Genomic DNA, 24,550 nt, shown 5'->3' with positions numbered 1-24,550 from the left:
TGACCCTAAACGCTGGTCGTCCCATGTAAATTACGCACAATTCTGTAACCAGGATCCGCCCATGAAAGACGTCGTCTCATGCTGTCCGATCGAAGAGACCATGCGCGTGCTCAGCGGCCGCTGGCCCACTTTGCTGCTCTACTATCTGAAGGACGGGACCAAGCGGTTCAGCGACCTGAGGCGCGACAACCCCACCGTGTCGCACCGCATTCTGGCTCTGGAACTGCGCAAGCTGGAGGAAGCCGGCATCGTGCGGCGAACGGCGCACTCCGGCTATCCGCTGCGGGTCGACTATGACCTCACGGCGCCTGGCCGCAAGCTTGTACCGCTCATCGACGCGCTGGGCTCGTGGTGGGTGCATACGGAAGACGACCGGATGCGCGGTTCCTCGGACGCAGATCTCGATACTGCCGCCTAACATCTTCGATTTTCGCCGCTCTGCCCGGCAAAAGCCATGATCGACGTTATCTCAGGGGCATGACCATAGCGAAAATCGAAACCCACCCGATGCCGAAACTGAACAGGCGCATGGTGCTGGCCGGCCTCGCAGCCCTGGCGGGCCTCGCCGCCTGCAGCACCGTTTCACTGCCAACCGGCGAAGGCGCCGGGGTCTCCTCCTCCGCCACCGGCACGCTGGCAAGCATCCGCGCCTCGGCCGGGCTCGCGCCGATGGTCCCCGACCGGCAGCTCGAACAGGCCGCCCTGCAGCAGGCCGGCTACATGGCGCAGCGCCGCCGCATGAGCCACACCACCGGCTGGGGCAAGGATTTCGCCTCGCGCGTCAAGGACAATCGAATTTCCGGTGCCGCGGCGGAGAACATCGCCGAGGGCCGTTTCGACCTCGAGAAGCTGTTCGACATCTGGGTGCACTCACCAGGCCATCGCCGCAACATGCTCGACCCGCGCTTCACCCGCTTCGGCCTTGCCTATGTGCGCGACGGCGGCGACAGCAAGCTCCGTTACTGGAGCCTGGTGCTCGGGAAATAGGATGGAAAGCTAGTCCATATGCGCTGCCGGCGCGCCGCCGGCAGGCGCCTGCTTCGGCTTGCGCAGCAGGAAAACAAACGGAATGGCAAGCAGCGTCATCACCATGAGCATTTTGAAGTCGTTGACGTAGGAGATCATCATCGCCTGGAGATTGACCATGCGATCGACCTGTGAGAGCGCCATAGGATCGCCGCTCGCGGCGGCTGGAGAGACCGCCCACAGATTCGGATTGAACGGGTTGATGAAGGCCGAAAGCTCGGTGTGGTTGACCTGCGTGTTGCGCACCATCAGAACCGTCACGACCGACACGCCGATGGATGAGCCAAGATTGCGCACCAGGCTGAACAAAGCCGTGGCATCGGTGCGGAAGCGCACGTCAAGCGTGGCGAAGGCGACGGTCGACAGCGGCACGAACACCATTCCCATCCCCAGGCCCTGGATGACGCCGGAGCTGAGGATCAGCCAATTGTCCATCTGTGGCGTGAAGCTGGACATGGTGTAGAGCGATTGCGCCGTGAGCAGAAAGCCGATGACGACAAGAATCCTGGCGTCGATCCTGCTCATGAGCCGCCCGACGACAAGCATCGAAATCATGGTGCCGACACCGCGCGGCCCCAACACGACACCGATGGTGACGGTCGGATAGCCGAAGATGGTCGACAGCATCGGCGGCAGCAGCGACATCGAGGCCAGGATCAGCACGCCCATGACGAAGATGAATGCCAGCCCGGTCACGAAATTGCGGTCGAGGAAGATCTTGGGATCGATGAAAGGACGTTCCGCCGTCAGCGTGTGGATGATGAACACCCAGAATCCGGTGATCGAAAGAGCAAGCTCGATCCAGATCTCGACCGAGGAAAACCAGTCGACCTCGCCGCCGCGGTCGAGCAGCAGCTGCAGCGCACCGACACCGAGCGATAACATGGCGAAGCCGAAGAAATCGAAGCTGCGCACCCGCCGGGCAACCGCCGGCAGATAGGCGGCCATGCCGAGGAAGGCGATGATGCCGACCGGCAGGTTGATGAAGAACACCCAGCGCCAGTTGAAATTCTCGGTCAGCCAGCCGCCGAGCGTCGGACCCAGGATGGGCCCCAGCATGATGCCGGCGCCCCAGATGGCCATTGCCTGGCCGTGGCGTTCCCTGGGGTTGATGTCGAGCAGGAAGGTTTGCGACAGCGGCACGATGGCGGCGCCGAACACGCCTTGCATCAGCCGGAAGAACACTATGCTCTCCAGGCTCCAGGCGATACCGCACAGCATCGAAAACACGGTGAAACCGACAACCGCCCCAAGGAACAGTTCCTTGCGGCCGAAGCGATCGGCCAGCCAGCCGGTGACCGGCGTCATGATGGCGGCGGCAACGATGTAGGAGGTCAGCACCCAGTTGATGTTGTCGGGTGAGGCGCCGAGATCGCCGGTCATGGTCGGCAGCGCGACGTTGGCGATCGTCGTGTCGAGAGCCTGCATGATCGTCGCCAGCATGAGCGCGACCGTGATCAGGCCGCGATGCGGCACTTCTTTGAAGGGTTCGGGCGTGCTCATGGCATGAAACTTCCAGCAGGTAACAAAAACGTGTACAAGGGGTTTCCGGGCGGCAACGCCTTCCGTTGAGAGACCCTCGTCGCGGTGGGACGCGATTGTCGATGTGGGGGTTACATCGACTGAAAGTCTCTGATGAGCGGATGCCTGCCGCCCGGAAACATGAGGACCGACGGGGCTGCCTCGGAGATTTCAGATTTCGGCCAGGCCGCTACGCGGCACGCCCAAACGCTGATTCTCCAGTTCCTCCCATCAGACCAATCCTGCTATTAACCTCCGCCGCTGGTCCTGCGGCATTCTGTTGACGTTACTGCGCGGCCTCGCCAGCCGTGGCGTGACCGAAGATCGAAGGCAGGCCACGCGCCACGCCGGTGTCGACGGTAACGGTGGCGCTCATGCCGGTGCGCAACGCCATCTTGGCGTCCGCATCGGTCAGTTCGAGACGAACCGGGATGCGCTGTGTGACCTTGACCCAGTTGCCGGTGGCATTCTGGGCTGGCAGCAGCGAGAACTCGGCTCCCGTGCCGGCGCCGATCGCCTTGACCGTCGCCTCGAAGGTGCGCCCTGGATAGGTGTCGACCACGATCTCGGCCTTCTGGCCGGGCTTCATGTGGGTGAGCTGTGTTTCCTTGAAATTGGCATCGATCCAGGTGTCGCCGGTCTCGACCAGTGAAAACAGCGGCGTGCCGGAACCGACATACTGGCCGACCTTAAACGATGAGGCCTGGCTGACGATGCCGTCCGCCGGCGCCTTGACCGTGGTCTGCGCCAGGTCGTAGGCCGCCTTGTCGCGCGCGGCGAGCGCGGCCATCACGGTCGGGTGCTTGTCGGTCTCGATGTCGGGATTGCCGCCAAGGGCTGCCTTGGCGCTGATGATGCCTTGCTCGGCAACGGCCAGCTGCTGCTTGGCCTTGTCGAGATCGTTCTTGGCCTCGTCCAGCGACGATTTGGCGTTGATGCCCTTCTGGGCAAGATCGGCGGCGCGGTCGAACTGCGACTGGGCGAAGACGACCTGGCTGGCATCGGACTTCTGCTGAGCCATCGACTGGCCATAGGCCGCGCGCAGCTGCTCGACATTGAGACGCGCGCCCGCCACCGCCGCGTCGGCCTGCGCCAGCGCGATCCGGTATGGCTCGGGGTCGATGGCAAAGAGCTCGTCACCCTGCTTGACCAGCTGGTTATCGAAGATGTCGACCTTGACGATGCGGCCTGCCGTGTCGGAAGCGATCGACACCTTGGCCTGCTGCAGGTTGGCGTTCTCGGTCTCTTGGTAGCGGCCGCCGGTGACCCAGACGTAGCCGCCCCCGACAGCGAGTGCCGCGGGCAGCGCAACCATCAGCAGAAGGCGGCCCAGCCGGCGCTTTTTCTTCACCGGCGCCGAGGCCGGCTGCACTGGGGGAGCAACCGCCACCGGGGCCGCGGCCGGCTGCGCCGGCGCTTCCATCTCCAGTTCGGTCGTGTTCTTGTCTATCTTGGCTACCGCGTTCATGCTGCTGCGCCTTCTGTATTCTTCACTTTTTCAATGGACGGCGTCTCGTCGTCGGTCAGGTTGCGGACCATCGCCTCGAGCCCTTCGACGAGGACGCGACGGGCTTCCGGCTTCACGCCGACCAGCGATTCCTCATAGACTTCTCCGGCAATGCTCTTGATCACGGCGTAGGCGTCGCTCGCCTTGGGCGTCAGGAAGATCATGCGGACGCGACGATCGGCGGCGTCGGCACGACGCTCGATCCAGCCTCCCTCCTCCATGCGGTCGACCAGGCGCGAAACGCTGATCGGCTCGATTTCGAGAAGTTCGGCCAGCCGTGCCTGCGCGACGCCGTCTTCCTTGGCAACGCGGACCAGAAGCCGCCATTGCGCCGAAGAAAGCCCCAAGCCACTGGCCCTCGCCTCGAAGCGCTTGCGCATCAGGCGCTGCACGTCGTGAATCAAGAAGCCCAATCTGTCGATGCCATCGGAAACCATGAGCGGGATATATAATAAGCGTGCTCACTATTCAAGATGCCGCGTTGCGTAAGAAGCCGGCAGATATGCACGACAGTCATGCGATGCAGGCATGGTTACCGATTGGTGATCGCCTGTCGCCATGCCAGCCGGCTTCGCCGCTCCGCCACGTCATGCTGGTCGGGTCTGACATATTGATGTACAGCCGTTGGTCAGGATCGGGGGATCACGAAAATGCCGACGCTCTACGCTCTCAAGCCGGCCTTCCAGGGTCGACTGCGGCCGCTGGTCAATCGGCTGGCGGCAATCGGGGTCACCGCAAACAGCATAACCATCCTGGCGGCCGTGATGTCGATAACCGCCGGCGCGGCCATTGCGATCTGGCACGAATGGCGCTGGCTGCTGTTGCTTATCCCCGCGGTGATGTTCGTGCGCATGGCGCTGAATGCCGTGGACGGCATGCTGGCGCGCGAGCATGGCCAAGCCTCGACGCTTGGCATGTATCTGAACGAGTTGTGCGACGTCGTTTCGGACCTCGCGCTGATTCTTCCTTTTGCCGTCTTTCCGGAGTTTGGCGCATGGGGCGTCATCGCCTTCGCGATATCGGCCGTGCTGACCGAGTTCGCCGGCGTGCTCGGCATCGCCGCCAAGGTCGGACGCAACTATGCCGGGCCGTTCGGCAAGAGCGACAGGGCGCTGGCACTGGGTGTGGTCGCCGTGCTGTGCGCCGCCGGGCTGTGGCCGGCATCCATCGCGCCATTTGTGTTTCCGGCCATGGCAACGCTTTCGCTGCTGACCGCCATAAACCGGATACGCGCCGGCCTTATTGGCAGCGCCAGCTGAGCATCGAGGCTCGCCATGCCGCCATTGGGCCGCCAGAGGGAAAAGACCATGATGCACGAACCGATCGCCGCCGCGGCCACGCAAAGCCTTGCGCGGCAAGCGCAGGAGCGGGTTTTCCGCAGCCATGACGGGACGGAGATCTTCTACCGATTCTGGCCGGCGGACTCCGCCGGTGCCAAGGGCGCGGTGGTGCTCTTCCATCGCGGCCACGAGCATGGCGGCCGCATGGCCCATCTCGTCGATGAATTGCGGATGCCGGACCACGCCTTCTATGCCTGGGACGCCCGCGGCAATGGCCGCTCATCCGGCGAGCGCGGCTATGCCCCGTACTTCTCGGCGCTGGTGCGCGACATCGACTGCTTCATGCGCGAGATTGCAGCCAGGGATGGCGTCGCCACTGGGGATATCGCGCTGATCGCGCAGTCCTTCGGCGCCGTGCTCGCCGCCGCCTGGGTGCATGACTATGCGCCGAAGCTGCGCGCCATGGTGCTGGCTTCACCGGCCTTCTCGGTGAAACTCTACGTACCCTTCGCCAAGGAGGGCATCGCGCTCTGGCAGAAGATCAAGGGCCGCTTTTTCGTCAATTCCTACGTCAAGGCGAAATTCCTGACCCATGATCCTGTGCGCATCGCCTCCTTCGAGAGCGATCCGCTGATCGCGCGGCCGATCGCTTCCAACATCCTGGTCGAACTCTACCAGCATGCCGCACGCATCGTCGCTGACGCCCGCGCCATCAGCGTGCCGACCCAGCTTCTGCTCTCGGGCAGCGACTGGGTGGTGCGCCACGGCCCGCAGCACGAGTTCTTCGTCAATCTCGGCAGCCGCACCAAGGAACGCCATGTGCTGCCGGGCTTCTTTCACGACACGCTGGGCGAACGCGACCGGGCGCAGGCCCTCGAGCTGATCCGGCCGTTCCTCGCCAGGCAATTCGCGGCACCGGACGCGCCGGTCGACCTGAAGCAGGCGGACATCGCCGGCTACACCCGCGACGAGGCCGACCGGCTTGCCTCGCCGCTCGCTCTGATGTCGCCCAAGGGCCTCTATTGGGCATTCAGCCGCGCCTCCATCCGCATGGGTGCCTGGGTCTCGCAAGGTATGAAGACCGGCATCGCCACCGGCTTCGATTCCGGCTCGACATTGGATTACGTCTACGAGAACGACGCGCGCGGGCTTACGCCCCTTGGCCGCGTCGTCGACCGCGTCTTCCTGGAAGCCATCGGCTGGCGCGGCATCCGCCAGCGCAAGCTGCATCTCGAAGAGCTCATCGGCTCTTGCCTGGCGACGCTCAAGGCCGCTGGTCGGCCGGCGCACATTCTCGACATCGCCGCCGGCCATGGCCGCTATGTTCTCGATGCCATCGCGAAGAGCCCCGACCAGCCAGCGAGCGTTCGCCTGCAGGATTATTCCGACCTCAACGTCCAGCTTGGCCGCAAGCTGATCGCTGAGCGGCAATTGCCGGCTGATGTCTCGTTCCAGCGTGCGGACGCTTTCGATGCCGACATGCTCGCCGGCGCCGATCCAGCGCCCGACCTCGCCATCGTTTCCGGCCTTTACGAGCTGTTCTCGGACAATGCGATGATCGCCCGCTCGCTCGGTGGGCTCGCCCGCGCCATGCAGCCGGGAAGCCTTTTGCTCTACACTAACCAGCCCTGGCACCCGCAGCTCGAGATGATCGCCCGCAGCCTGACCTCGCATCGCGGCGGCGAGGCCTGGGTCATGCGGCGTCGCACGCAAGGCGAGATGGACCAGCTCGTCGAAGCCGCCGGTTTCGAAAAGCTCGACCAGCGCATCGACCAATGGGGCATCTTCACCGTCTCGGTCGCGCGGCGCCGCTGAACAGCATGGTCTCATCGCCTGCACCCACCGCGCGCGCCGAGCCTTATGGACGGGTGGTCGTCAGGGCGGCGCTCTGGCTGGCCTTCCTGGCGCCGTTCTTCTATCTCAGCTACGGCTTCGCCAACTGGCTGGCCTCGCGGCGCGACGAGGTCGGCAGCATCGTGTTCTCGTGGGAGCACGGCATCCCGTTCGTCGCCTGGACCATCGTGCCCTATTGGTCGATCAACCTGTTCTACGGCCTGTCGCTGCTGCTCAACAACGACAGGCAAGGGGTGGACCGCCTGGCCGGGCGTTATCTCACCGCGCAGATCGTCGCCGTTGCCTGCTTCATCCTGTTCCCGCTGACCGCGACATTCGTGCGGCCGGCGACGACCGGCCTGCCCGGCTTCCTGTTTGCCGTGCTCGGCGGTTTCGACAAGCCGTTCAACCAGGCGCCCTCGCTGCACATCGCCCTTCTGGTGATCATCTGGGATCATTGGCGCCGTCGGCTCGGTGGCCTTCTCCTGGCGCTCTGGCACGGCTGGTGCTTCCTCATCGGCGCCTCGGTGCTGACGACCTGGCAGCATCATTTCATCGACATCCCGACCGGCGCACTGCTCGGGTTCTTTGCGTTGTGGCTGTTTCCGCGCAGCGGCGCGTTGCCGTTTTCAGACTTCCGGCTGACCAGCGATGTGCAAGCGCGGCGGCTGGCGCGGCTCTATGCGCTGGGCGCCGTTCTTGCGCTGGCGGGCGCCGCGCTCGGTGCATTCGTTTGCGCTGTCGCCCTCTTCCTGCTTTGGCCGGCTTTGGCGCTGGCCATCGTCGCCCTCGCCTATGCAGGGGCAGGCGAAAAAGTGTTCCAGAAATCCGCCGATGGCAGCATCACGCTTGCAAGCCGTGTCCTGCTCTTGCCTTACCGTCTCGGCGCCAGGGCAAACATATGGGCCTGGACGCGCAAACTTGCTCCCCAGGTGGCGATTGCCGATGGCGTCTTTCTCGGGCGCTTTCCCACTACACGCGAGGCCAACGGCTTCGGCACGGTCATCGACCTCGCCGCCGAACTCGAAAAGCCGGCGGCAGCCGATTGCCGCTGGCTCAGCTTTCCGATGATCGACCTGTTGCCGCCGTCCGTGTCGGTACAGCAACAGGCAGCCGGCGCGCTGGAAAGCGCGCGCCGGGACGGCACCGTGCTGGTGTGCTGCGCGCTCGGCTTCCAGCGCAGCGCCGGCGTCGTAGCCGAATGGCTGGTGGTGACCGGCAGGGCCAAAACGTCGACGCTCGCCCGCGAGATGCTCGCGGCCCTCGGCCGGCCGGTTCATCTTGCAGAAGCCACGGATCCGGTAGCGTCATGACCGGCAATGCCTATCAGGACCGCACCGACCGCTTCGCCGGCATGCTGATGCGGCAGGCAGGGTGGCCGGCCGCAATCGTGGTGGCCGCGAATATCCTTGCGCCGCTGGCTGCCTCGACGCGCGGCGCTTTCGAAAACTTGCCCGCGGCCGTTGCTTTGTCGATCACCGCCGCGAGCGCGGTGGCGGTGCTGATGCTGTCGACACTGCTGGCGTTTGACGCGCTGCTGTTCCGGATCATGGCCAGCCATGATGACGAAGCTTCCGGCGGTGCCGCAGTGGACGACATGCTGGCGCGCATGCGCCTGAAAACGGCCCCGTCCGCGACACGTTCGCTTGATGACCGCATGGCCGGCACGCGTCGTCTGCTGTTCAAGCAGCGTGCCGCCCTGGCTCTGTTTGCCGCAGCACTTCTGGCGGCAGGGTTTTGGGCGCCGCGATGAACAGGCTTTCGCTCAAGACCTTCACCTTGCTGCAGACGGTAACCTCCGTCGGCCTGTCGGCGCTGGCTCGGATGGTGACAGGCGTGCGTCCGATCTGGAACGGCAGCCTGCCGTCCGACCGGCAGCGCATCTATTTCGCCAACCACACCAGCCATGGCGACTTCATCCTTTTGTCGGCCTGCCTCAGCGAAAGGGAGCGCGCGATCACCCATGCTGTTGCCGCAGGCGAATATTGGGGGAAGTCGCGGCTGCGCCGCTTCATCGCGCAGGATATGCTGTCGTCGGTGCTCATCAACCGGCAGTGGACGAGACCTGAGGAAAATCCGATCGAGATCATGCTGTCGGTTCTCGACCAGGGGCACTCGCTGATCCTGTTTCCCGAAGGCACACGCAACATGACCGAAGAGCCGCTGCTGGCATTCCGCTCCGGGCTCTACAATCTGTCGACGGCGCGGCCTGAGGTCGAGCTGATCCCGTGCTGGATCGAGAACATGTCGCGCGTGCTGCCCAAGGGCCAGTTCCTGCCGGTGCCGCTGTTGTGCCGCGTCGTCTTCGGCGCGCCGGTGGCGATCGGTCCGGGCGAAGAACGCCGCGCCTTCCTCGAACGCGCCCACGCCGCGCTTCTGGCGCTCAACCCGCGTCCCGAGCGAGACGATTGATGCGCCACGAAATCTCCATCCTGATCATCGGCCTGCTGGCGGTTTTGACCACCGCCAGCATCGTCGCCACCATACTTTCTGCGCGAGCGCCGAAGCCGCTCAGTTCGACGCTGGTCAATCTCACCCAGCGCATCAACGCCTGGTGGGTGATGGTGGCGCTGATGACGGTCGCCTTCTTCTTCGGGCGTTACGGAATGACCATTCTGTTCGCTCTGATCTCCTTCGCTGCGCTGCGCGAATTCGTGACGCTGACGCACACCCGCCGCAGCGACCATTGGGTGCTGCTCGGCATGTTCGGCATCATCATCCCGTTTCAGTACTGGCTGGTGTGGACCGCCTGGTACGGGCTCTTCGTCATCTTCATTCCGGTCTACTGCTTCCTGCTGATGCCGGCCATAACGGCGCTGCATGGCGACACGGAACGCTTCCTCGAGCGGATCGCCGCGCAACAATGGGCGGTGATGATCTCGGTCTATTGCGTCAGCCATGTCCCTGCCCTGCTGACACTCGAGGTGCCGGGCTTCGAAGGCCGCACCCTGCTGCTGATCGCCTTCCTGATCATCGTCGTGCAAGGCAGCGACGTGCTGCAGTACATCTTCGGCAAGCTGTTTGGAAAACACCGTTTTTCGCCGAACGTCTCGCCGTCGAAAACCTGGGAAGGGTTGATCGGCGGACTGGTGTCGGCGAGCCTGCTCGGCGCGCTGCTATCGTTCGTGACACCCTTCTCGCCGCTGCAGGCAGCAGCCGTGGCCTTCGTCGCCTGCTCGATGGGATTTCTAGGCGGACTGGTCGCCTCGGCCATCAAGCGCGATCAGGGCGTCAAGGACTGGGGCCATCTGATCGAAGGCCATGGCGGCATGATGGACCGCACCGACAGCCTGGTCTTCGCCGCCCCGGTGTTCTTCCACATCGTGCGCTATTTCTGGACCGTTTGAGAGCCTCCGAACTGCGAAGTGTTGCCCGCCGCACTCAAAGCCGGTTGCGGATCAGCATGGTGACGACGAAGAACGCGCCGACGGAGCTGGTGATGATGCCGATCGGCAGTTCCTGCGGCGGCAGCAGCGTTCGGGCCAGAAGATCGCTGGCCAGCAACAGCACGGCGCCGAAGACGGCGCAGCTGGCAACCAGGCGCAGGTGCAAGGGGCCCGCCAGCGGCCGCGACAGATGCGGGATCATCAGCCCGACGAAGCCGATGACGCCGGCGACCGAGACCAGGATCGCCGTCGAGAAGGCGGCGACGAGAAAGGTCATCCTTCGCATCCGCGCCACCGGCACGCCCAGGCTTTCGGCGGCGTTTTCGCCGGCCAGGAAAGCATCGAGCCGGCGGTGGTTCCACAGCGCGTAAGCCAGAATGGTGCCTGCTCCCAGCGCGCCCAGCCAGATATTATCCCAGCGCGCCAGGCCAAGGCCGCCCATCGTCCAGAACAGCACCGAATGAGCAGCGCGCTGGTCGCCGGCAAAGACCAGATAGTTGGTCAAGGCGGTGAACATGAAGGACACGGCAAGGCCGGCGAGGATCAGCCGCTCCGGGCCTTGGCCCCTCACCCGCGCCACCAGCAGCAGCACGACACCGGCAGCCAATATGCCGCCGGTGAAGGCCGCGACCGGCAATGTCCAGATGCCGAAACTGTCGCCGAAGACGGTGATAACGGAAACCGCACCCGCGGCGGCGCCCGACGACAGGCCGAACAGGAACGGGTCGGCAAGGTCGTTGCGGGTCACCGTCTGCAGCAGCGCACCGACGACGCCGAGACCGGCCCCGACGCAGATGGCCAGGATCGTGCGCGGCAGCCGCAGGTCGACGACGATCTTGCCGACCGGTCCTGCCACGTCGTGCCCGCTGAAGCCGATTGCGCGGCCAAGTGCTGCAACAACGTCGGTCAACGGGATCAGTGTCGAACCATAGGCGATCGACAGCAGAGCGAGAGCGGCAATCGCCGCCGCTCCCACCAGCATGGCCAGTGCAAATGCCGGATGGCGCAAGCCTGGAAATGCGTCGTGTCTGTCAGGACGCGTGCGACGCACTTCCAGGATCTTTTGTTCATGCATGTCGGTGCCCCAAAACCGCTGCGCACTTTTGGGCGACAGGCATCAAAACGCTTCCGGATGCATGGCCTTGGCGATCTTGTCGATGGCTTCGATGTTGGCCGGTCCCGGCGTCAGTTCGGCATAGCGCAGGGCGACGAAGCGCTCGTTCTTGACCGCGTCGGTCTCCTTCATCGCTGGATGCGCCTTCAGGAAATCGAGCAGCTTCCTGTAGCCGCCACCGTCCTGATAATCGAGCAGGATGAGGAATTGCGGATTGCGCGACGCCACCGTTTCCCAGTCCGTGTTGCCCCAGCTGGTGTCCATGTCGGCCATGATGTTGTCGCCGCCGGCGGCTGATATCATGGCGCTGGGGATGGCGAATTTGCCTGCGGTGAACGGCTTGTCCTCGCCGGAATCATAGAGGAAGACCCGCGTTCCCTTGGCGTCGCCGACCTTGGCGGTGATGTCGGCGAGCCGCGTCTTCCAGCCGGAGACAAGCTTCTCAGCTTCGGCCTCCTTGCCGAAGATCTTGCCCAGTTTCTCGACGTCGCCATAGAGCAGGTCCATCGAGGCGGCGGGGCGGCTCTTGTCGAGATGGACGCAGCTTTCCGTCAGCACCAGCGTCTTGATGCCGTGCGGAGCAAGCGTGTCGGGCGTCACTTCACCACCCGGCTTCATGCCGTAGTACCAGCCGGCGAAGAAAAAATCGGGCTCGACCGCGACGAGGTTTTCGAGCGTCGGATATTTCGGCGCCAGTTCCGGGATCGAACCCTGCTCGGCCTTGAACTCAGGACCCACCTTGTACCATCCGGTGATGCCGGTCAGGCCGACGATCGACGGCTGCAGTTTCAGCGCGAAAGCCATCTCGGCCATGTTGAGATCCTGGATGACGGCGCGCTTCGGCGGCGCATCGAAGGTCAGCGGCTTGCCGCAGCTGTCGACAGTTACCGGGAAGGCCAGGGCTGTCGAGGCCAGCAGCGAGAAGGCAAGCGAAAAAGCAAGGCGTTTCAAGGGTTTGCTCCTGTGGACGGGATGATCGATATGGGACGGCTTCAATCAGGATGGCGGCGCGGCACGGTTCGGAACATCGAACACCGTCAGTTCGCGGTCTTCGGTCGGATGGCGCAGACGCAGCACATCGATGCCGAAAATTTCGCGAATCAGCTTTTGGGTCAGCGCTTCGCGCGGTGCGGCGAGCGCTTGCAGACGGGCATGGTTCATCACCGCCACCCTGGTGGCGAACGGTGCCACCAGCGCCAGATCGTGCAGCACCGCGATCACCGTCATCTCGAAGCCTGCCACGAGGTCGAGCAGTTCGCCGCGGGCGCGCGGGTCGAGATGGTTGGTCGGCTCGTCGAGGAACAGGATCTTTGGCTGCTGGGCGATGGCGCGGGCCAGTTGGGCGCGCTGGCGCTCGCCGCCCGACAGCGAGCCGATGGTGCGGCCAAGCAGCGGCAGCAGGCCGGTCCGGCGCAGCGCATCGACGACAATGTCACGCTCCTCGCTCCTGCGCCGTAGCCGAGCGTGCGGGACCCGGCCCAGCTCGACATAGTCGATCACCGCCAGCCGCGGATCGGGCTGGTCGGTCTGGCCGACAACGGCGATATGCAGCGCCCGCTCGGCGGCGGAAATCCCGCCCAGCCGGCGCCCGCCGAGGTTCACCTCGCCGGAGCTCGGCCGCAGCATGCCCGACAGCATGCGCAGCAGCGTCGTCTTGCCCGCGCCGTTGGGACCGATGATGGCTAGGCGATCGCCAGCGGCCACCGAGAAGCTGACCGCCTGGACCAGATCCCGCCCATTGGCCATGGCGCAGAGGTCATGTGCTTCGAGAAGCGCTACGGTCATCGGCTGCCCGCCAGATTGCCGGGATGGCAAAGCGTGCACACGATGATGCGATGATCGATAGAGCCGTCCAACTTTCCGTCACTTTCCAAAACTGGCGACGGAAGGAAGCTGGCGAAGCGGCCGACAAGACCGGGATTCGCGTTTCCTCCCGGCACACCCCGTCCGGTCAACTCAGTGATGGCAGGTCTCCTGGCTCGCGGGTCGTTGCGCCATCCTGCCTTCCCAGCCTTGCCGGCCAGTGGCATTCACGGATTTTGCTCGCCGCTTACAGTTGCGGGGGCAGCCACGGCCTCGACCCCTGGGGATCTCACCGTGTTCCCTTTTCACCCCTCGCCTTTCGACTCGGGGACCATCACCGCTTCAGCGTAGATTTCCCCCAATCGCTTCGCAATGGATTTCTCGGACGGAGTGGTGGGCCGGCTAGGGGAAACATGCATTTCACGCTCTCGATATGTAATAACATTACGCATTTAGAGGATGCCGCCTGGCGCTGTCAAGCGAAGCCTGCCGAATTTGGCTCGTCGGCGGCAAGGGGCGCTCGACCGCTGTGCCATATCGGTGTGCGACTGTGACGGGATCGGTTCGATTGCGCGGGATGCGCAATTTCGATCAAACTGGCCGCGCCAGGAAACGGCAGGATGATCTGGCCAATGCGAGGAGCAAAATGAACCCGACCGAGAAAGCGCTGTGGTTCGTCGAAAGTCATCTGCCGGAGGCGATCTCGCTTGACGATGTCGCGCAAAGCAGCGGCGTGTCGCGTTTTCATGTGACGCGGGCTTTCGGCGCTGCCACGGGCCGCTCGGTGATGGGCTACATGCGCTCACGCCGGCTCACCGAGGCGGCGCGCAAGCTGGCCGGCGGGGCGCCCGACATTCTCTCCGTCGCGCTCGACGCCGGCTACAACTCGCATGAGGCGTTCACCCGTGCCTTCCGCGATCAGTTCGGCACCACGCCGGAACTGGTGCGCGCGCAAGGCACACTCGACAAGCTCGACCTCGTGGAGCCGATCCTGATGGACCAGTCCTTCCTCACCAATCTCGAACCACCGCGTTTCGAGACCAGCCGGCCGTTCCTGATCGCCGGCCTCGGCGAACGCTACAGCTGCGAAACCAGCGCCGCCATTCCGATGCAATGGCAGCGCTTCGGCCCCTATATCGGCAACATTCCGGGCGAGGCCGGCGACGTCGCCTATGGCGTCTGCGTCAACGGCGACGATGCCGGCAATTTCGACTACATCGCCGGCGTCGAAGTGTCTGATTTTTCCGACCTGCCGAGGGAATTCAGCCGGGTGCGGGTGCCGGCGCAGAAATATGCGGTCTTTGCCCACCGCGAACACATCTCGACCATCCGCCGCACGGTCAATACGATCTGGAACAAATGGCTGCCGGCTTCCGGCCACGAGATATCGGATGCGCCGGAATTCGAACGCTACGGCCCTGAGTTCGACCCACGCAGCGGCAATGGCGGGCTGGAGATCTGGATACCGGTGAAGGCGTAGTCGGTCAGGCCATCGGCAGCGCCGGCCAGCGATCGACTATCCCGCCGCCGGAAAACACAGCGATCGACCCGAACTGCTGCAGCACGGCTTCGCTCTGCGTCGGCCTTAGAAACGCGTAGTCGCCGGGCTTTGCGGTCGCGTCGGCGGGCAAGCCCATGAATTGCTGGTTGGAGGACAGGCCGAGCAGCCCGTTCGCCTTCATGCCTTCGGGGAAGACGGGCTCGGCCATCCACTTGCCGCCATAGAGATAGCAGCCCTTGCGCGGGAAGCGGCCGAGCGCCTGCAGCAGGCGGGTGACGGCCGGCGGGCCAGGCAGCATCGGCTCGACCATTTTCAGGATCGGCGTGGCGATGAAGGCCGCCGGCTGGAAGCCGTCGAGGCCTGGCGTATCGAAATCACTGGGCAGCACAAAGGCCGAGCCCATCGAAACCTCGTTGGCCATGCCGCCATGATGAAGCAGCGCGGTCTTGCTGCCGCCGATGTTCAGGATACGGCGCTGGTCGGCGCCGAGACAGGCGACGAACGCCGACGCCTGCGCCGACGCCTTGGCCAATGCCTTTGCCGGTCCGCCGAAAAGGCCGGGAATGAGCGGCGCATGCGCCTCGTAGGCCATGACGCCTTCGCAATGCAGCCGGGCCGGCAACGCGCTCAACGCCTTCGACAAGGCCTCAGGATTGGCGAACCCGCCGCGATGCAGCCCGACATCGATCTCGAAAGCGATGCGCAGGCCGATGCCGAGTTCGCCAGCGAGGGCGCCATATTCCGCCAGTCTCTCCTCGCTGTCGATCAGCCAGCAGACACGCGACCAGTCAACATTACCCTTCACCAGCGCAGCCCTTGCCGCACCGATCGGCATCGGCTTGCCATAGAGCAGATCGGCATCCGGGAACGCCTTCAGCACCGCCTCGCTGATCGGCGGGTGAAAGGTCATGAAGCGCTCACTGCCGAGCGCCTTGCCGATATGCGCAAGCAGCGGCAGGCAGGCGAGCGATTTGTCGACCAGCCGCACGGCCAGGCCGGGATCCAGTCTCTCCTTTACCAGGGCAATGTTGCCGTCCAGCCGGTCGCGATCGAGCAGCAGGCAGGGCTGGAAGATGCCGGCTTCCTTCAGCGCATCGGACAGGGTGGAAAAATAGGTGCTCATCATTCGATGCCGAACAGGCCGGCCATATAGGGCGAGACGAAGCGGTTTTGCGGATCGACGTCGCGGCGCACCGCCATGGCATCGTCCCAGCGCGGGTAGAGCTTTTTCAGATCCGCCGCTTTCAGGCTGTGCATCTTGCCCCAATGCGGCCGGCCGCCATATCTGCGGAAGATCGGCTCTGCCGCCCGCATGAACGGCAACGGATCGTTCGCTGCATCATGGTGGATGGCGATGGAGCAGGTCAGCCTGTTGTAGAATGGCGAAAGCCAGAACTGGTCCGGCGCGACCGAGCGCACCTCCATCGGGAAATAGACCTCGGGAAAACGCTTCTCGGTCAGCTCGATGATCTCGGCCAGCGCCTTCGGCCCTTCCTCGAACGGCAAATGATATTCCATCTCGTTGAACTTGGTCTGCCGGTCGCTGGCATAGACGTTGAGCCAGTCCTGCACGTAGTCCTCGGCCGGCAATTTGGCGATGGCGCCCAGGATCAGACGGCCACGCAGCGATGGCAGCCAGGCAAGTGAGGTGCGCAGCCTGCGCAGTGTCCTCAAACCCGCCTCGTCCTCTTCCGGCGGCCGTGTGGTGGGTGCGGCGTCGCTGAAATCGCTGGCGATGAACTGCGCATAGCCGGAAAACGGAATGTAGTAGAATTCGGCCGAGCGATGCGCGGCCATCATTGCCTCGAAATCGCGCAGCATCTCGGTGATCGGCAGCACCCATTTGCGGCGGCGCAACCGGTAGGTCGCGATGTTGTTCAGCGTCACTTCGGTGAGCACGCCGAAAGCGCCGAGCGCGACACCGATGGCATGGATCATGTCCTGATCCCCTGCCCGCTTGAAGTCGCGGAGCTTGCCAAGCCCGTCGACGATCTGCACCGTCTCCAGTTGCGTGTGATAGGCGCCGAGCGTCGGTCCCGAGCCGTGCGTGGCTGTGCCCAGCGCGCCGCCGATCGCCTGGCGGTCGATATCGCCCATGTTGGGCAGGCCCTGGCCAATACCTTGCAGGATGCCCATCAGCGCGCCGAGCCGGGTCCCTGCCCGCACCCGCGCCTGATGTTTTTCAGCGTCGTGCGAGACCAGCCCTTCCAGTCTCTCCAGGGACAGGATCGTGCCCTGCGATTTCACCAGCGGCGTGAAGGAATGACCGGCGCCGGCGACGCGCACCGGGCCAGGCGCGGTCCGGACGAGATCACCGAGCTCACCGGCATCGCCGGGGCTGGCGATCAGCTTGGGCTCGGCACTTACAAAGCCCGACCAGTTGCTCCAAATGTTTGACATCCCACCTCCCCGCTCAGGCAACCGCACGACGGCGACGCGACACAAGGACGAACAGACCGAGCAGCGCCACGCTGGCCACCGCACTGGCGGCGGCGAATTCCGGCACCGGCCGGAAATCCTTGCCATCAATGAGCAGCGACGCCGCGATGGGTCCGATCGCCAGGCCGAAAAGTTGGGCTGCCGGCACCAGCAGCACGGTGGTGCGTGTCTCGTCGGCGGTAATCGCCAGACGGATCTGGTAGGGCACGATGAACAGCAGGATAAAGCCCATGGCCAGGGCAGCGACCCAGAACGTCGTCAGGCCGGGGCTACTGGCAAGAACCAGGGAACTGACAAGCGCGACGACGCCGATCGCCGCGATGGCAAGGCGATAATCGATGCGCGCCTCGAACGCCGTCGCCGTCATCGCCCCCAGGACCTGCACGGCGAGGCTGGCCGAGACGATCAGGCCGACGGTGCGGCCATCGATGCCGTATTGCGCGCCAAGCGGCTCCAGAAAAGCCCAGACCGCGCCGAAGAACATGAAATAGCAGAAGACCGACAGCAGCGCGGTGAGTGAAGGAACCGTCAGCACATTGGCCAGGTTCTCCGCCTTGGGCAGGTCGGCATAGTCACCGGGAACAGTGAAGGCGACCGCCAGCGACACGACGCAGACGACGGCAAGCACGATGAAGCCGCCCGCCGACCCTGCGGCGGGGATGACATAGAGCGCCAGCAACAAGGCGAGCGCGCATTGCGCCAGCGTCTGCATGGTGACGAAATAGCCGCCGATGCGCTCGGCGCGCCGCGAGCGGGCGATCAGTTCGGTGGCGATGGCGACCAGACCGCCCTCGGCGAGCCCGGCCAGGGCGCGGGCCGCAATCAGCATGTTGGCGCTCGCGGCATAGGCCGTCCAGATATTGGCCAGCGCCAGCAGCAGCAGAAGGACGGCACTTTTCCAGCGCATGTGGTGGGCCGAAAGCAGCATCGCCACGACGGCCGAACCGATGGCAATGGCGATCATCTCGGCGGTGGCGACCAGCGCCAGTGCGTCGCCGCTGACATGGCCCTCAGTATAAAGGGCGCCAAGCAGCACCGGCTGCAGGCCGAGGATGAGCAGGCCGACCGAACCGATCCACAGGGCCGAGGCAAGCTGCCAGCCGGTCGGATTACCGACCAGCCAGTCGCCACTGCCTGCATGGCCGGTGTCTGTCGAAGCCAAAGGCGCCTCCCAACGTCCTTGCCGTGCGGCAAAAAAGCTGACAACCTGTCAGTATTTCAGAAACTGATACTTGATCATATTTCTTGTCAACCGGAATTTGAAAATCGTGCGAAAGATCGGTGCATGACCGAATTGAAAAGAATGGCGACCGAGCCGAGGCGCAGGCCCAAGCAGGAACGCAGCCGCGAGCGCATCGACGCGATCCTGTCGACGACCATGCGGCTGATCGGGGAAAAGGGTATCGACGCCGTCACCATGAAGGAGGTCGGCATGCTGGCGGGCGGGCCGATCGCCACCGTCTACCACTATTTTCCCAACAAATCGGCGATCCTGGCGATGCTCTATGAACGGTTTTCAGAGGTCAGCCGGGCACGGCTGACGACGATCATCGCCGAAATCCACGAGGCGAAGGATGTGATCGTGGCCGCTGACCGGCTGCTCGATGATTATCTCAACCGTGTCGCCGGCGATCCGGCCATCCAGGATCTGCAGAACGCCATCCAGGCCGACAAGGCGCTCAAGAACCTCGACATCGCGGAAACCCGGTACCAAGCCAAAATGTTCTGCGACCACGTCATCGCCTTGCTCGAGCCCGAGAGGCGCGAGCAGTTCGAACGCATGGTTCTGCTGATCTTCCAGCTCGCCGGCGGCGTGGTGCGCCTGGCGCTCGCCGAGGGCGAACCGGAAAGCCGCCAGACCATCGAGGATTACCGGTCTATCATTCACACCCAGCTGCGGCTGTTTTTGTAGCCGTGGCGATCTCAGCCGCGGCCTATTTCGCTCGAGGGATGAGGCCTTCGAAGCCGTGTGTCAGATCGAAAGCGCCGGCCGCGAACATCTTGACGAGATTTTGCGGACGGCCGGGAGTCTTGTTTGCGTCGAGGAGGACGGCCCTGCCCTCATGCATGACGAAATCGAATTTTCCATAGTCAAAGCCGAGTTCACGCCGACGCTCACGCAATTGGTCGGGCACCGGGACGGGCTCGCGCCGGATCGTCTCCGATGCCTTGACCAGCCCGTTCGGAGAGACGTAGCGGGTGCAGCGCTCGCGCTCTCCGCAAAACACCCAGAAACGAACAGCAAAACCGTCGGGTTCTCTCTCCGGAATGAACTTTTCCACGACGAGATCGTCGCAATCAAAGACGCCATCTGGAACGTCGCCGAGAGATCCATGGACCTCATAAGGATGCAAGGTTGGCAAACGCGGAAACGGCTGCTGTTTCCCGGCGCGCTCGGATCGCCGGTTGAGGAGCGTCTCCGGAATACCCCGATTGTTGAGATTGCTTTTGACGATCACCTGACCTTGCCAGCTATCGGTTCTGTCGACCAATGCGCCGCTGATCCGCCGCTTGGATATGTCGTCGGCGCCGATGTTGAGGCAGAAGGCAAAACTCCGGGCGTAGTCGACATAGTCCGTGGGCGTCACCGTGGCATCGACATGCAATACCGCCATATCGCCGCTGACCAGCTTCGACAGGCCTTGCTGAACCTGAACCGAGTGGCCGCGCCTTTTCAATTCCGCAAGAATGTCGAACAGCATGTATGGGCTGCTCGTGCGCAGCAGGATGTCGCGCCTGCCCAGGAACCTGTCATGCTCGTGCGTTATCACAACGATGCGCGCCACTATCTACCTCTTGGACTGTCTGTAAATTCTTGAAATGTCTTGGCTTGTCCGACGACCTCTATTAAGCCCCGGCGGGTATCTAAATCCAGGCGTCCAGGGGTTAATAAAATTGCATGACAAATCATTGGGACGATTACCACCGCCATTGGAAACTTCTGGAAGCGCCGCTCCGGCCAACAGCGGAAACCGTCGCTATATTCGATCGCGAACTTGATCTCGGAAATGCCGATGTCCTGCTCTTGGGGGTGACCCCGGAATTGGCAATTCTGGGCAAGTCGATGTTGGCGGTCGACCAGTCGGCGGCCATGATTTCCGGCGTATGGGCCGGCGACGACGGCTCGCGAAGGGCAATCGCCGGCAACTGGCTTGACCTGCCCGTGGATCACGCAAGCATCGACGCCGTCATCGGCGACGGATGCCTGTCGGCGGTCGATTCCCAGGCGGCGCGCAGTTCGTTGTTTGGCGAGGTCGCCAGGGTGCTGAAGCCTGGCAGGCGCGCAGCGATCCGCGTCTTCGCACGACCGGAAACGGCAGATGATCTGCGCGGCATCGAAGCTCTGGTTCTGGCCGGCGGGGTCGAGAATTTCCACGCGCTCAAATGGCGGATCGCGATGGCGTCCACGACGAACGACCGCGATTTCACCATCAAGGTGGGAACGATCCGCGATACCTTCGGCAGCCTGTTCCCAGACCGCGAAGCTCTTGCCGCAAGGACGGGTTGGAGCATGACCTCGATCAACACGATCGACGTCTATGCCGGCTCGGACATAAGCTACAGTTTCGCGACCCTGGCCACGCTGATCGAAGAGGCCGCCAACTGGTTCGGCGAGGTGCGCGTCGTGCCGAGCGGCAGCTATCCGCTGGCCGAACGGTGCCCGCTTCTGGTACTCGGTTCGGCCAGGCACCGGTAAGTTCATCATCATGCCGCCAAGAGGCGCTCCGAGCGCCTTGACTCCGGCGCGCCGTCAGCCTATTTCAGCGCCACGTTAGCACTCTCCATTGGTGAGTGCTAACTCATATGTCCGGCGCCGCCGGATGGAGGAACTGTTTCTCACCGTTCTCATCGAGGAAGAAAAAATGGCAAAGTCGAAGTTCCGCCCGCTTCATGACCGCGTGGTCGTTCGCCGGGTCGAATCCGAATCCAAGACCGCTGGCGGGATCATCATCCCCGACACGGCAAAGGAAAAGCCGCAGGAAGGCGAGATCATCGCTGTCGGCTCCGGCGCTCGTGACGAAGCTGGCAAGCTGGTCCCGCTGGACGTCAAGGCCGGCGACCGCATCCTGTTCGGCAAGTGGTCGGGCACCGAAGTCAAGCTCAATGGCGAAGACCTTCTGATCATGAAGGAATCCGACATCATGGGCATCATCGGCTGATATCAGGCCTTTCCGTCAACTGAATTCCCGGGCTCGATCAAAGCCCCTGCCAGGAGCTAAAAATGGCTGCCAAAGACGTAAAATTCTCCCGTGATGCCCGCGAGCGCATGCTGCGCGGCGTCAACATCCTCGCCGACGCGGTGAAGGTCACGCTCGGCCCGAAGGGCCGCAACGTCGTCATCGACAAGTCGTTCGGCGCCCCGCGCATCACCAAGGACGGCGTCACCGTCGCCAAGGAAATCGAGCTTGAAGACAAGTTCGAGAACATGGGCGCGCAGATGGTCCGCGAAGTTGCTTCGAAGACCAACGACATCGCCGGCGACGGCACCACGACCGCAACCGTTCTGGCACAGTCGATCGTCCAGGAAGGCCACAAGGCCGTTGCCGCCGGCATGAACCCGATGGACCTGAAGCGCGGCATCGATCTGGCCGTCGTCGAAGTCGTCGCGGCGCTCGGCAAGGCTGCCAAGAAGATCAAGACCTCCGAGGAAGTCGCCCAGGTCGGCACGATCTCGGCCAATGGCGACGAGTCGGTCGGCAAGATGATCGCGGAAGCGATGCAGAAGGTCGGCAACGAAGGCGTCATCACGGTTGAAGAAGCCAAGACCGCCGAGACCGAACTCGAAGTCGTCGAAGGCATGCAGTTCGACCGCGGCTACCTCTCGCCCTACTTCGTCACCAACGCCGACAAGATGGTTGCCGAGCTCGAGGACGTCTACATCCTCCTGCACGAGAAGAAGCTGTCCAACCTCCAGGCCATGCTGCCGGTTCTCGAAGCCGTCGTGCAGACCTCGAAGCCGCTGCTCATCATCTCGGAAGACGTCGAAGGCGAGGCTCTGGCCACGCTGGTCGTCAACAAGCTGCGTGGCGGCCTGAAGATCGCCGCCGTCAAGGCGCCGGGCTTCGGTGATCGCCGCAAGGCCATGCTGGAAGACATCGCCATCCTCACCGGTGGCCAGGTCATCTCGGAAGACCTCGGCATCAAGCTCGAGAACGTCGGCCTCAACATGCTCGGCCGCGCCAAGAAGGTGTCGATCTCCAAGGAGAACACCACCATCGTCGACGGCGCCGGCAAGAAGGCCGAGATCCAGGGCCGCGTCGCCCAGATCAAGCAGCAGATCGAAGAGACCACTTCGGACTACGACAAGGAGAAGCTGCAGGAACGTCTGGCGAAGCTCGCCGGCGGCGTTGCGGTGATCCGCGTCGGCGGTGCGACGGAAGTCGAAGTCAAGGAAAAGAAGGACCGCGTCGATGACGCCCTCAACGCGACCCGCGCGGCCGTCGAAGAAGGCATCGTTGCTGGTGGTGGCGTAGCCCTGCTGCGCGCTTCGGCCAACATCAAGGCCACCGGCGTCAACGCCGACCAGGCCGCCGGCATCAACATCGTTCGTCGTGCGCTGCAGGCTCCGGCCCGCCAGATCGCGGCCAACGCCGGTGCGGAAGCATCGATCGTTGCCGGCAAGATCCTTGAGAACAAGGGCTTGACCTTCGGCTACAACGCCCAGACCGGCGAATATGGCGACATGATCGCCATGGGTATCGTCGATCCGGTCAAGGTCGTCCGCACCGCTCTCCAGGACGCGGCCTCGGTCGCCGGCCTGCTGGTCACCACCGAAGCCATGATCGCGGAGGCTCCGAAGAAGGAGTCGGCTGGCGGCGGCGGCATGCCTGGCGGCATGGGCGGCGGTATGGGCGGTATGGGCGGTATGGATTTCTAATCCAGCCCTATCAGCCTTCAGATACGGAAAGGGCGGCAGAGATGCCGCCCTTTTTGTTTTGCGCAGCGGTCGTTGTGGCCTCTCAGACGGCGGCATCCGCGCGTTGCTTTACCTCGCCGGCAACCACCGCGGCTTCGATCAGCGCCGCCACCTCATCGGCCACGGCCTGTACCGGGGCGCGGTCGCGGGTGGCGCGGGCGATCACCATCAGTCCTTCCAGCGACGATTCGACCAGCAGTGCCAATGCATGCGCGCGGCGCTCGGGCACCCCTGCCCTGACGAAGGCGTCCCGCAACAGGCCTATCCACTGTTCGAAGGCCGAGCGGCACAACTCCGCCAGTTCCGGCACGTCGGTGGGCGAGTCCAGCACGACAGGCGCGACCGGACAGCCGAGCGAAAACTGGTTGTCTTCCAGCATGCGCCCGACCGACTGGTAGATATGATGGACGGCCACCGCCGGATCCTTTTCGGCAGCCAGCGCTTCGCCCAGCCTCTCCGTCACGTCGGCAACGCTAGCGCGCGTCACCTCGATGACCAGTTGGTCCTTGCCGCCGGGAAAATGAAAATAGAGCGAGCCCCGCGGTGCGCCGCTGGCGCTCAATATGTCGTTGAGCGAGGTGCCGTGATAGCCGCGCTGCCTGAGCAGCAGCCCAGTCGTCTCGAGTATGCGGGTGCGGGTGTCGTTGGCCATGTCAACCTCTGTCAGCAGGAATCATTATAGGCCTTGCGCAGAATATGACAATCGGTCTACATAATATGTAGATCAGTCTATATATTCCTGAGGAATGCCATGCGAAGGGAGAACGACAATGACAATTCGTGAAGCCTCGGCCAAATGGCAGGGGACGCTGAAGGAAGGTTCGGGACGGTTGCGGCTCGGCAGCGGCGTCTTCGAAGGCGCCTATTCCTTCCCGTCGCGTTTCGAGAACGGTCCGGGCACCAATCCGGAGGAACTGATCGCCGCAGCGCATGCAGGCTGCTTCTCGATGGCGCTGAGCGCCATACTGGGCAACGCCAATCATGTTCCGACAAGCATCAGCACCGTCGCCAAGGTGCATCTTGGCGCAACCGCTGCCGGTCCGACGATCACCCGCATCGAACTCGAAACCGAGGCAGAGGTCGCGGGACTTGCCGAAGATGAATTCGAGCGCCTTGCACAGTCCGCCAAGGCGGGCTGCCTCGTCTCGCGGGCCCTTGCCGGCGTGTCCCAGATCACCCTCAAGGCAACACTCGTCGAAGCCACCAAAGGCCAATGAAGCCAG

Annotated in this window: 25 protein-coding genes and 1 riboswitch; of the genes, 14 read left to right on the top strand and 11 right to left on the bottom strand. The window is 63.7% G+C overall.

Going from position 1 to position 24,550, the window contains the following annotated elements; translation table 11 throughout:
- The first annotated feature begins 61 nt into the window (after nucleotides 1–61).
- Both NKJ00_RS10810 and NKJ00_RS10805 read left to right on the top strand, forming a co-directional pair.
- Nucleotides 62–418, top strand: a complete 357-nt coding sequence (locus NKJ00_RS10810) for a winged helix-turn-helix transcriptional regulator (RefSeq protein WP_352629684.1) — start codon at nucleotides 62–64, stop codon at nucleotides 416–418.
- 59 nt (nucleotides 419–477) lie between these two features.
- Nucleotides 478–987 carry a CAP domain-containing protein gene (locus NKJ00_RS10805; RefSeq protein ID WP_352629682.1) on the top strand — a complete coding sequence of 170 codons (510 nt, stop codon included), beginning with the start codon at nucleotides 478–480 and terminating at the stop codon, nucleotides 985–987.
- Nucleotides 988–996: 9 nt separating this feature from the next.
- On the opposite strand, the gene NKJ00_RS10800 is transcribed toward NKJ00_RS10805, so the two are convergent.
- From NKJ00_RS10800 to NKJ00_RS10790, 3 genes are all read right to left on the bottom strand, one after another.
- On the bottom strand, nucleotides 997–2,529 hold the full coding sequence (locus NKJ00_RS10800) for a DHA2 family efflux MFS transporter permease subunit (RefSeq protein ID WP_023813528.1): 1,533 nt from the start codon (nucleotides 2,527–2,529) through the stop codon (nucleotides 997–999).
- Between the two features lie 304 nt (nucleotides 2,530–2,833).
- Nucleotides 2,834–4,015 (bottom strand): HlyD family secretion protein, encoded by a 1,182-nt coding sequence (locus tag NKJ00_RS10795; protein ID WP_127289040.1) that lies wholly within the window; start codon nucleotides 4,013–4,015, stop codon nucleotides 2,834–2,836.
- Complete coding sequence (locus NKJ00_RS10790) at nucleotides 4,012–4,491, bottom strand: MarR family winged helix-turn-helix transcriptional regulator (RefSeq protein ID WP_023813527.1); 480 nt, start codon at nucleotides 4,489–4,491, stop codon at nucleotides 4,012–4,014. The genes NKJ00_RS10795 and NKJ00_RS10790 overlap by 4 nt, the downstream gene beginning before the upstream one ends.
- A gap of 213 nt (nucleotides 4,492–4,704) precedes the next feature.
- Here NKJ00_RS10790 and NKJ00_RS10785 point away from each other — a divergent pair, with 213 nt between their 5' ends.
- The 6 genes from NKJ00_RS10785 to NKJ00_RS10760 are packed head-to-tail and all read left to right on the top strand — an operon-like array spanning nucleotide 4,705 to nucleotide 10,514.
- A complete protein-coding gene (locus tag NKJ00_RS10785) occupies nucleotides 4,705–5,313 on the top strand; it encodes a CDP-alcohol phosphatidyltransferase family protein (protein WP_352629679.1) in 609 nt (202 codons plus the stop codon).
- Nucleotides 5,314–5,364: 51 nt separating this feature from the next.
- On the top strand, nucleotides 5,365–7,149 hold the full coding sequence (locus tag NKJ00_RS10780) for a bifunctional alpha/beta hydrolase/class I SAM-dependent methyltransferase (RefSeq protein ID WP_502895799.1): 1,785 nt from the start codon (nucleotides 5,365–5,367) through the stop codon (nucleotides 7,147–7,149).
- A 5-nt stretch (nucleotides 7,150–7,154) separates the two neighbouring features.
- Nucleotides 7,155–8,480, top strand: a complete 1,326-nt coding sequence (locus NKJ00_RS10775) for a phosphatase PAP2/dual specificity phosphatase family protein (RefSeq protein WP_352629674.1) — start codon at nucleotides 7,155–7,157, stop codon at nucleotides 8,478–8,480.
- Nucleotides 8,477–8,920: a hypothetical protein gene (locus tag NKJ00_RS10770; RefSeq protein ID WP_352629673.1), complete on the top strand. Its 444-nt coding sequence runs from the start codon at nucleotides 8,477–8,479 to the stop codon at nucleotides 8,918–8,920. The genes NKJ00_RS10775 and NKJ00_RS10770 overlap by 4 nt, the downstream gene beginning before the upstream one ends.
- Nucleotides 8,917–9,579 (top strand): lysophospholipid acyltransferase family protein, encoded by a 663-nt coding sequence (locus NKJ00_RS10765; RefSeq protein ID WP_127289051.1) that lies wholly within the window; start codon nucleotides 8,917–8,919, stop codon nucleotides 9,577–9,579. Before NKJ00_RS10770 ends, NKJ00_RS10765 begins: the two co-directional genes overlap by 4 nt.
- On the top strand, nucleotides 9,579–10,514 hold the full coding sequence (locus NKJ00_RS10760) for a phosphatidate cytidylyltransferase (RefSeq protein WP_127289053.1): 936 nt from the start codon (nucleotides 9,579–9,581) through the stop codon (nucleotides 10,512–10,514). The genes NKJ00_RS10765 and NKJ00_RS10760 overlap by 1 nt, the downstream gene beginning before the upstream one ends.
- Nucleotides 10,515–10,548: 34 nt before the next feature.
- Here NKJ00_RS10760 and NKJ00_RS10755 read toward each other — a convergent pair whose 3' ends face one another.
- The 3 genes from NKJ00_RS10755 to NKJ00_RS10745 form a co-directional block, all read right to left on the bottom strand.
- The gene (locus NKJ00_RS10755; protein WP_352629816.1) at nucleotides 10,549–11,535 is read right to left on the bottom strand and encodes a FecCD family ABC transporter permease; all 987 of its coding nucleotides are present in this window, start codon (nucleotides 11,533–11,535) and stop codon (nucleotides 10,549–10,551) included.
- A 135-nt stretch (nucleotides 11,536–11,670) separates the two neighbouring features.
- On the bottom strand, nucleotides 11,671–12,618 hold the full coding sequence (locus NKJ00_RS10750) for an ABC transporter substrate-binding protein (RefSeq protein ID WP_352629671.1): 948 nt from the start codon (nucleotides 12,616–12,618) through the stop codon (nucleotides 11,671–11,673).
- 45 nt (nucleotides 12,619–12,663) lie between these two features.
- Complete coding sequence (locus NKJ00_RS10745; RefSeq protein ID WP_352611833.1) at nucleotides 12,664–13,452, bottom strand: ABC transporter ATP-binding protein; 789 nt, start codon at nucleotides 13,450–13,452, stop codon at nucleotides 12,664–12,666.
- A 162-nt stretch (nucleotides 13,453–13,614) separates the two neighbouring features.
- Nucleotides 13,615–13,821: riboswitch (cobalamin riboswitch) on the bottom strand.
- Between the two features lie 295 nt (nucleotides 13,822–14,116).
- On the opposite strand from NKJ00_RS10745, the gene NKJ00_RS10740 reads away from it, so the two are divergent.
- Entirely contained in the window at nucleotides 14,117–14,950 is an 834-nt protein-coding gene (locus NKJ00_RS10740; protein ID WP_352611834.1) for an AraC family transcriptional regulator, read from the top strand.
- 4 nt (nucleotides 14,951–14,954) lie between these two features.
- Here NKJ00_RS10740 and NKJ00_RS10735 read toward each other — a convergent pair whose 3' ends face one another.
- From NKJ00_RS10735 to NKJ00_RS10725, 3 genes are read right to left on the bottom strand one after another with little or no spacing between them, the layout of a single operon-like run.
- Nucleotides 14,955–16,094: a DSD1 family PLP-dependent enzyme gene (locus NKJ00_RS10735; protein ID WP_352629669.1), complete on the bottom strand. Its 1,140-nt coding sequence runs from the start codon at nucleotides 16,092–16,094 to the stop codon at nucleotides 14,955–14,957.
- The gene (locus tag NKJ00_RS10730) at nucleotides 16,094–17,371 is read right to left on the bottom strand and encodes a D-arabinono-1,4-lactone oxidase (RefSeq protein ID WP_352611836.1); all 1,278 of its coding nucleotides are present in this window, start codon (nucleotides 17,369–17,371) and stop codon (nucleotides 16,094–16,096) included. Before NKJ00_RS10730 ends, NKJ00_RS10735 begins: the two co-directional genes overlap by 1 nt.
- A gap of 13 nt (nucleotides 17,372–17,384) precedes the next feature.
- Nucleotides 17,385–18,572 carry an MFS transporter gene (locus NKJ00_RS10725; protein WP_352611837.1) on the bottom strand — a complete coding sequence of 396 codons (1,188 nt, stop codon included), beginning with the start codon at nucleotides 18,570–18,572 and terminating at the stop codon, nucleotides 17,385–17,387.
- Between the two features lie 123 nt (nucleotides 18,573–18,695).
- On the opposite strand from NKJ00_RS10725, the gene NKJ00_RS10720 reads away from it, so the two are divergent.
- Nucleotides 18,696–19,322, top strand: coding sequence for a TetR/AcrR family transcriptional regulator (locus NKJ00_RS10720; RefSeq protein ID WP_352553869.1), 627 nt, complete (start codon nucleotides 18,696–18,698; stop codon nucleotides 19,320–19,322).
- A gap of 22 nt (nucleotides 19,323–19,344) precedes the next feature.
- Here the strand turns inward: NKJ00_RS10720 and NKJ00_RS10715 are convergent, their stop codons facing one another.
- Nucleotides 19,345–20,196 carry an ATP-grasp domain-containing protein gene (locus tag NKJ00_RS10715; protein ID WP_352629667.1) on the bottom strand — a complete coding sequence of 284 codons (852 nt, stop codon included), beginning with the start codon at nucleotides 20,194–20,196 and terminating at the stop codon, nucleotides 19,345–19,347.
- Nucleotides 20,197–20,309: 113 nt separating this feature from the next.
- Here NKJ00_RS10715 and NKJ00_RS10710 point away from each other — a divergent pair, with 113 nt between their 5' ends.
- From NKJ00_RS10710 to groL, 3 genes are all read left to right on the top strand, one after another.
- Nucleotides 20,310–21,107: a class I SAM-dependent methyltransferase gene (locus NKJ00_RS10710; protein ID WP_352611839.1), complete on the top strand. Its 798-nt coding sequence runs from the start codon at nucleotides 20,310–20,312 to the stop codon at nucleotides 21,105–21,107.
- Between the two features lie 166 nt (nucleotides 21,108–21,273).
- Nucleotides 21,274–21,570: a co-chaperone GroES gene (gene groES, locus NKJ00_RS10705; RefSeq protein WP_006203049.1), complete on the top strand. Its 297-nt coding sequence runs from the start codon at nucleotides 21,274–21,276 to the stop codon at nucleotides 21,568–21,570.
- Nucleotides 21,571–21,632: 62 nt separating this feature from the next.
- Nucleotides 21,633–23,288, top strand: coding sequence for a chaperonin GroEL (gene groL / locus NKJ00_RS10700; RefSeq protein ID WP_352553866.1), 1,656 nt, complete (start codon nucleotides 21,633–21,635; stop codon nucleotides 23,286–23,288).
- 82 nt (nucleotides 23,289–23,370) lie between these two features.
- Here groL and NKJ00_RS10695 read toward each other — a convergent pair whose 3' ends face one another.
- Complete coding sequence (locus tag NKJ00_RS10695) at nucleotides 23,371–23,979, bottom strand: TetR/AcrR family transcriptional regulator (protein ID WP_352611840.1); 609 nt, start codon at nucleotides 23,977–23,979, stop codon at nucleotides 23,371–23,373.
- Between the two features lie 118 nt (nucleotides 23,980–24,097).
- On the opposite strand from NKJ00_RS10695, the gene NKJ00_RS10690 reads away from it, so the two are divergent.
- Nucleotides 24,098–24,544 (top strand): OsmC family protein, encoded by a 447-nt coding sequence (locus NKJ00_RS10690; protein ID WP_352442934.1) that lies wholly within the window; start codon nucleotides 24,098–24,100, stop codon nucleotides 24,542–24,544.
- The last annotated feature ends 6 nt before the right edge of the window (nucleotides 24,545–24,550 follow it).

The organism is Mesorhizobium sp. M0227, assembly GCF_040321855.1.
In the GTDB taxonomy this organism is placed as follows: Bacteria; Pseudomonadota; Alphaproteobacteria; order Rhizobiales; family Rhizobiaceae; genus Mesorhizobium.
This window is presented reverse-complemented; position numbering and strand designations above follow the sequence as displayed.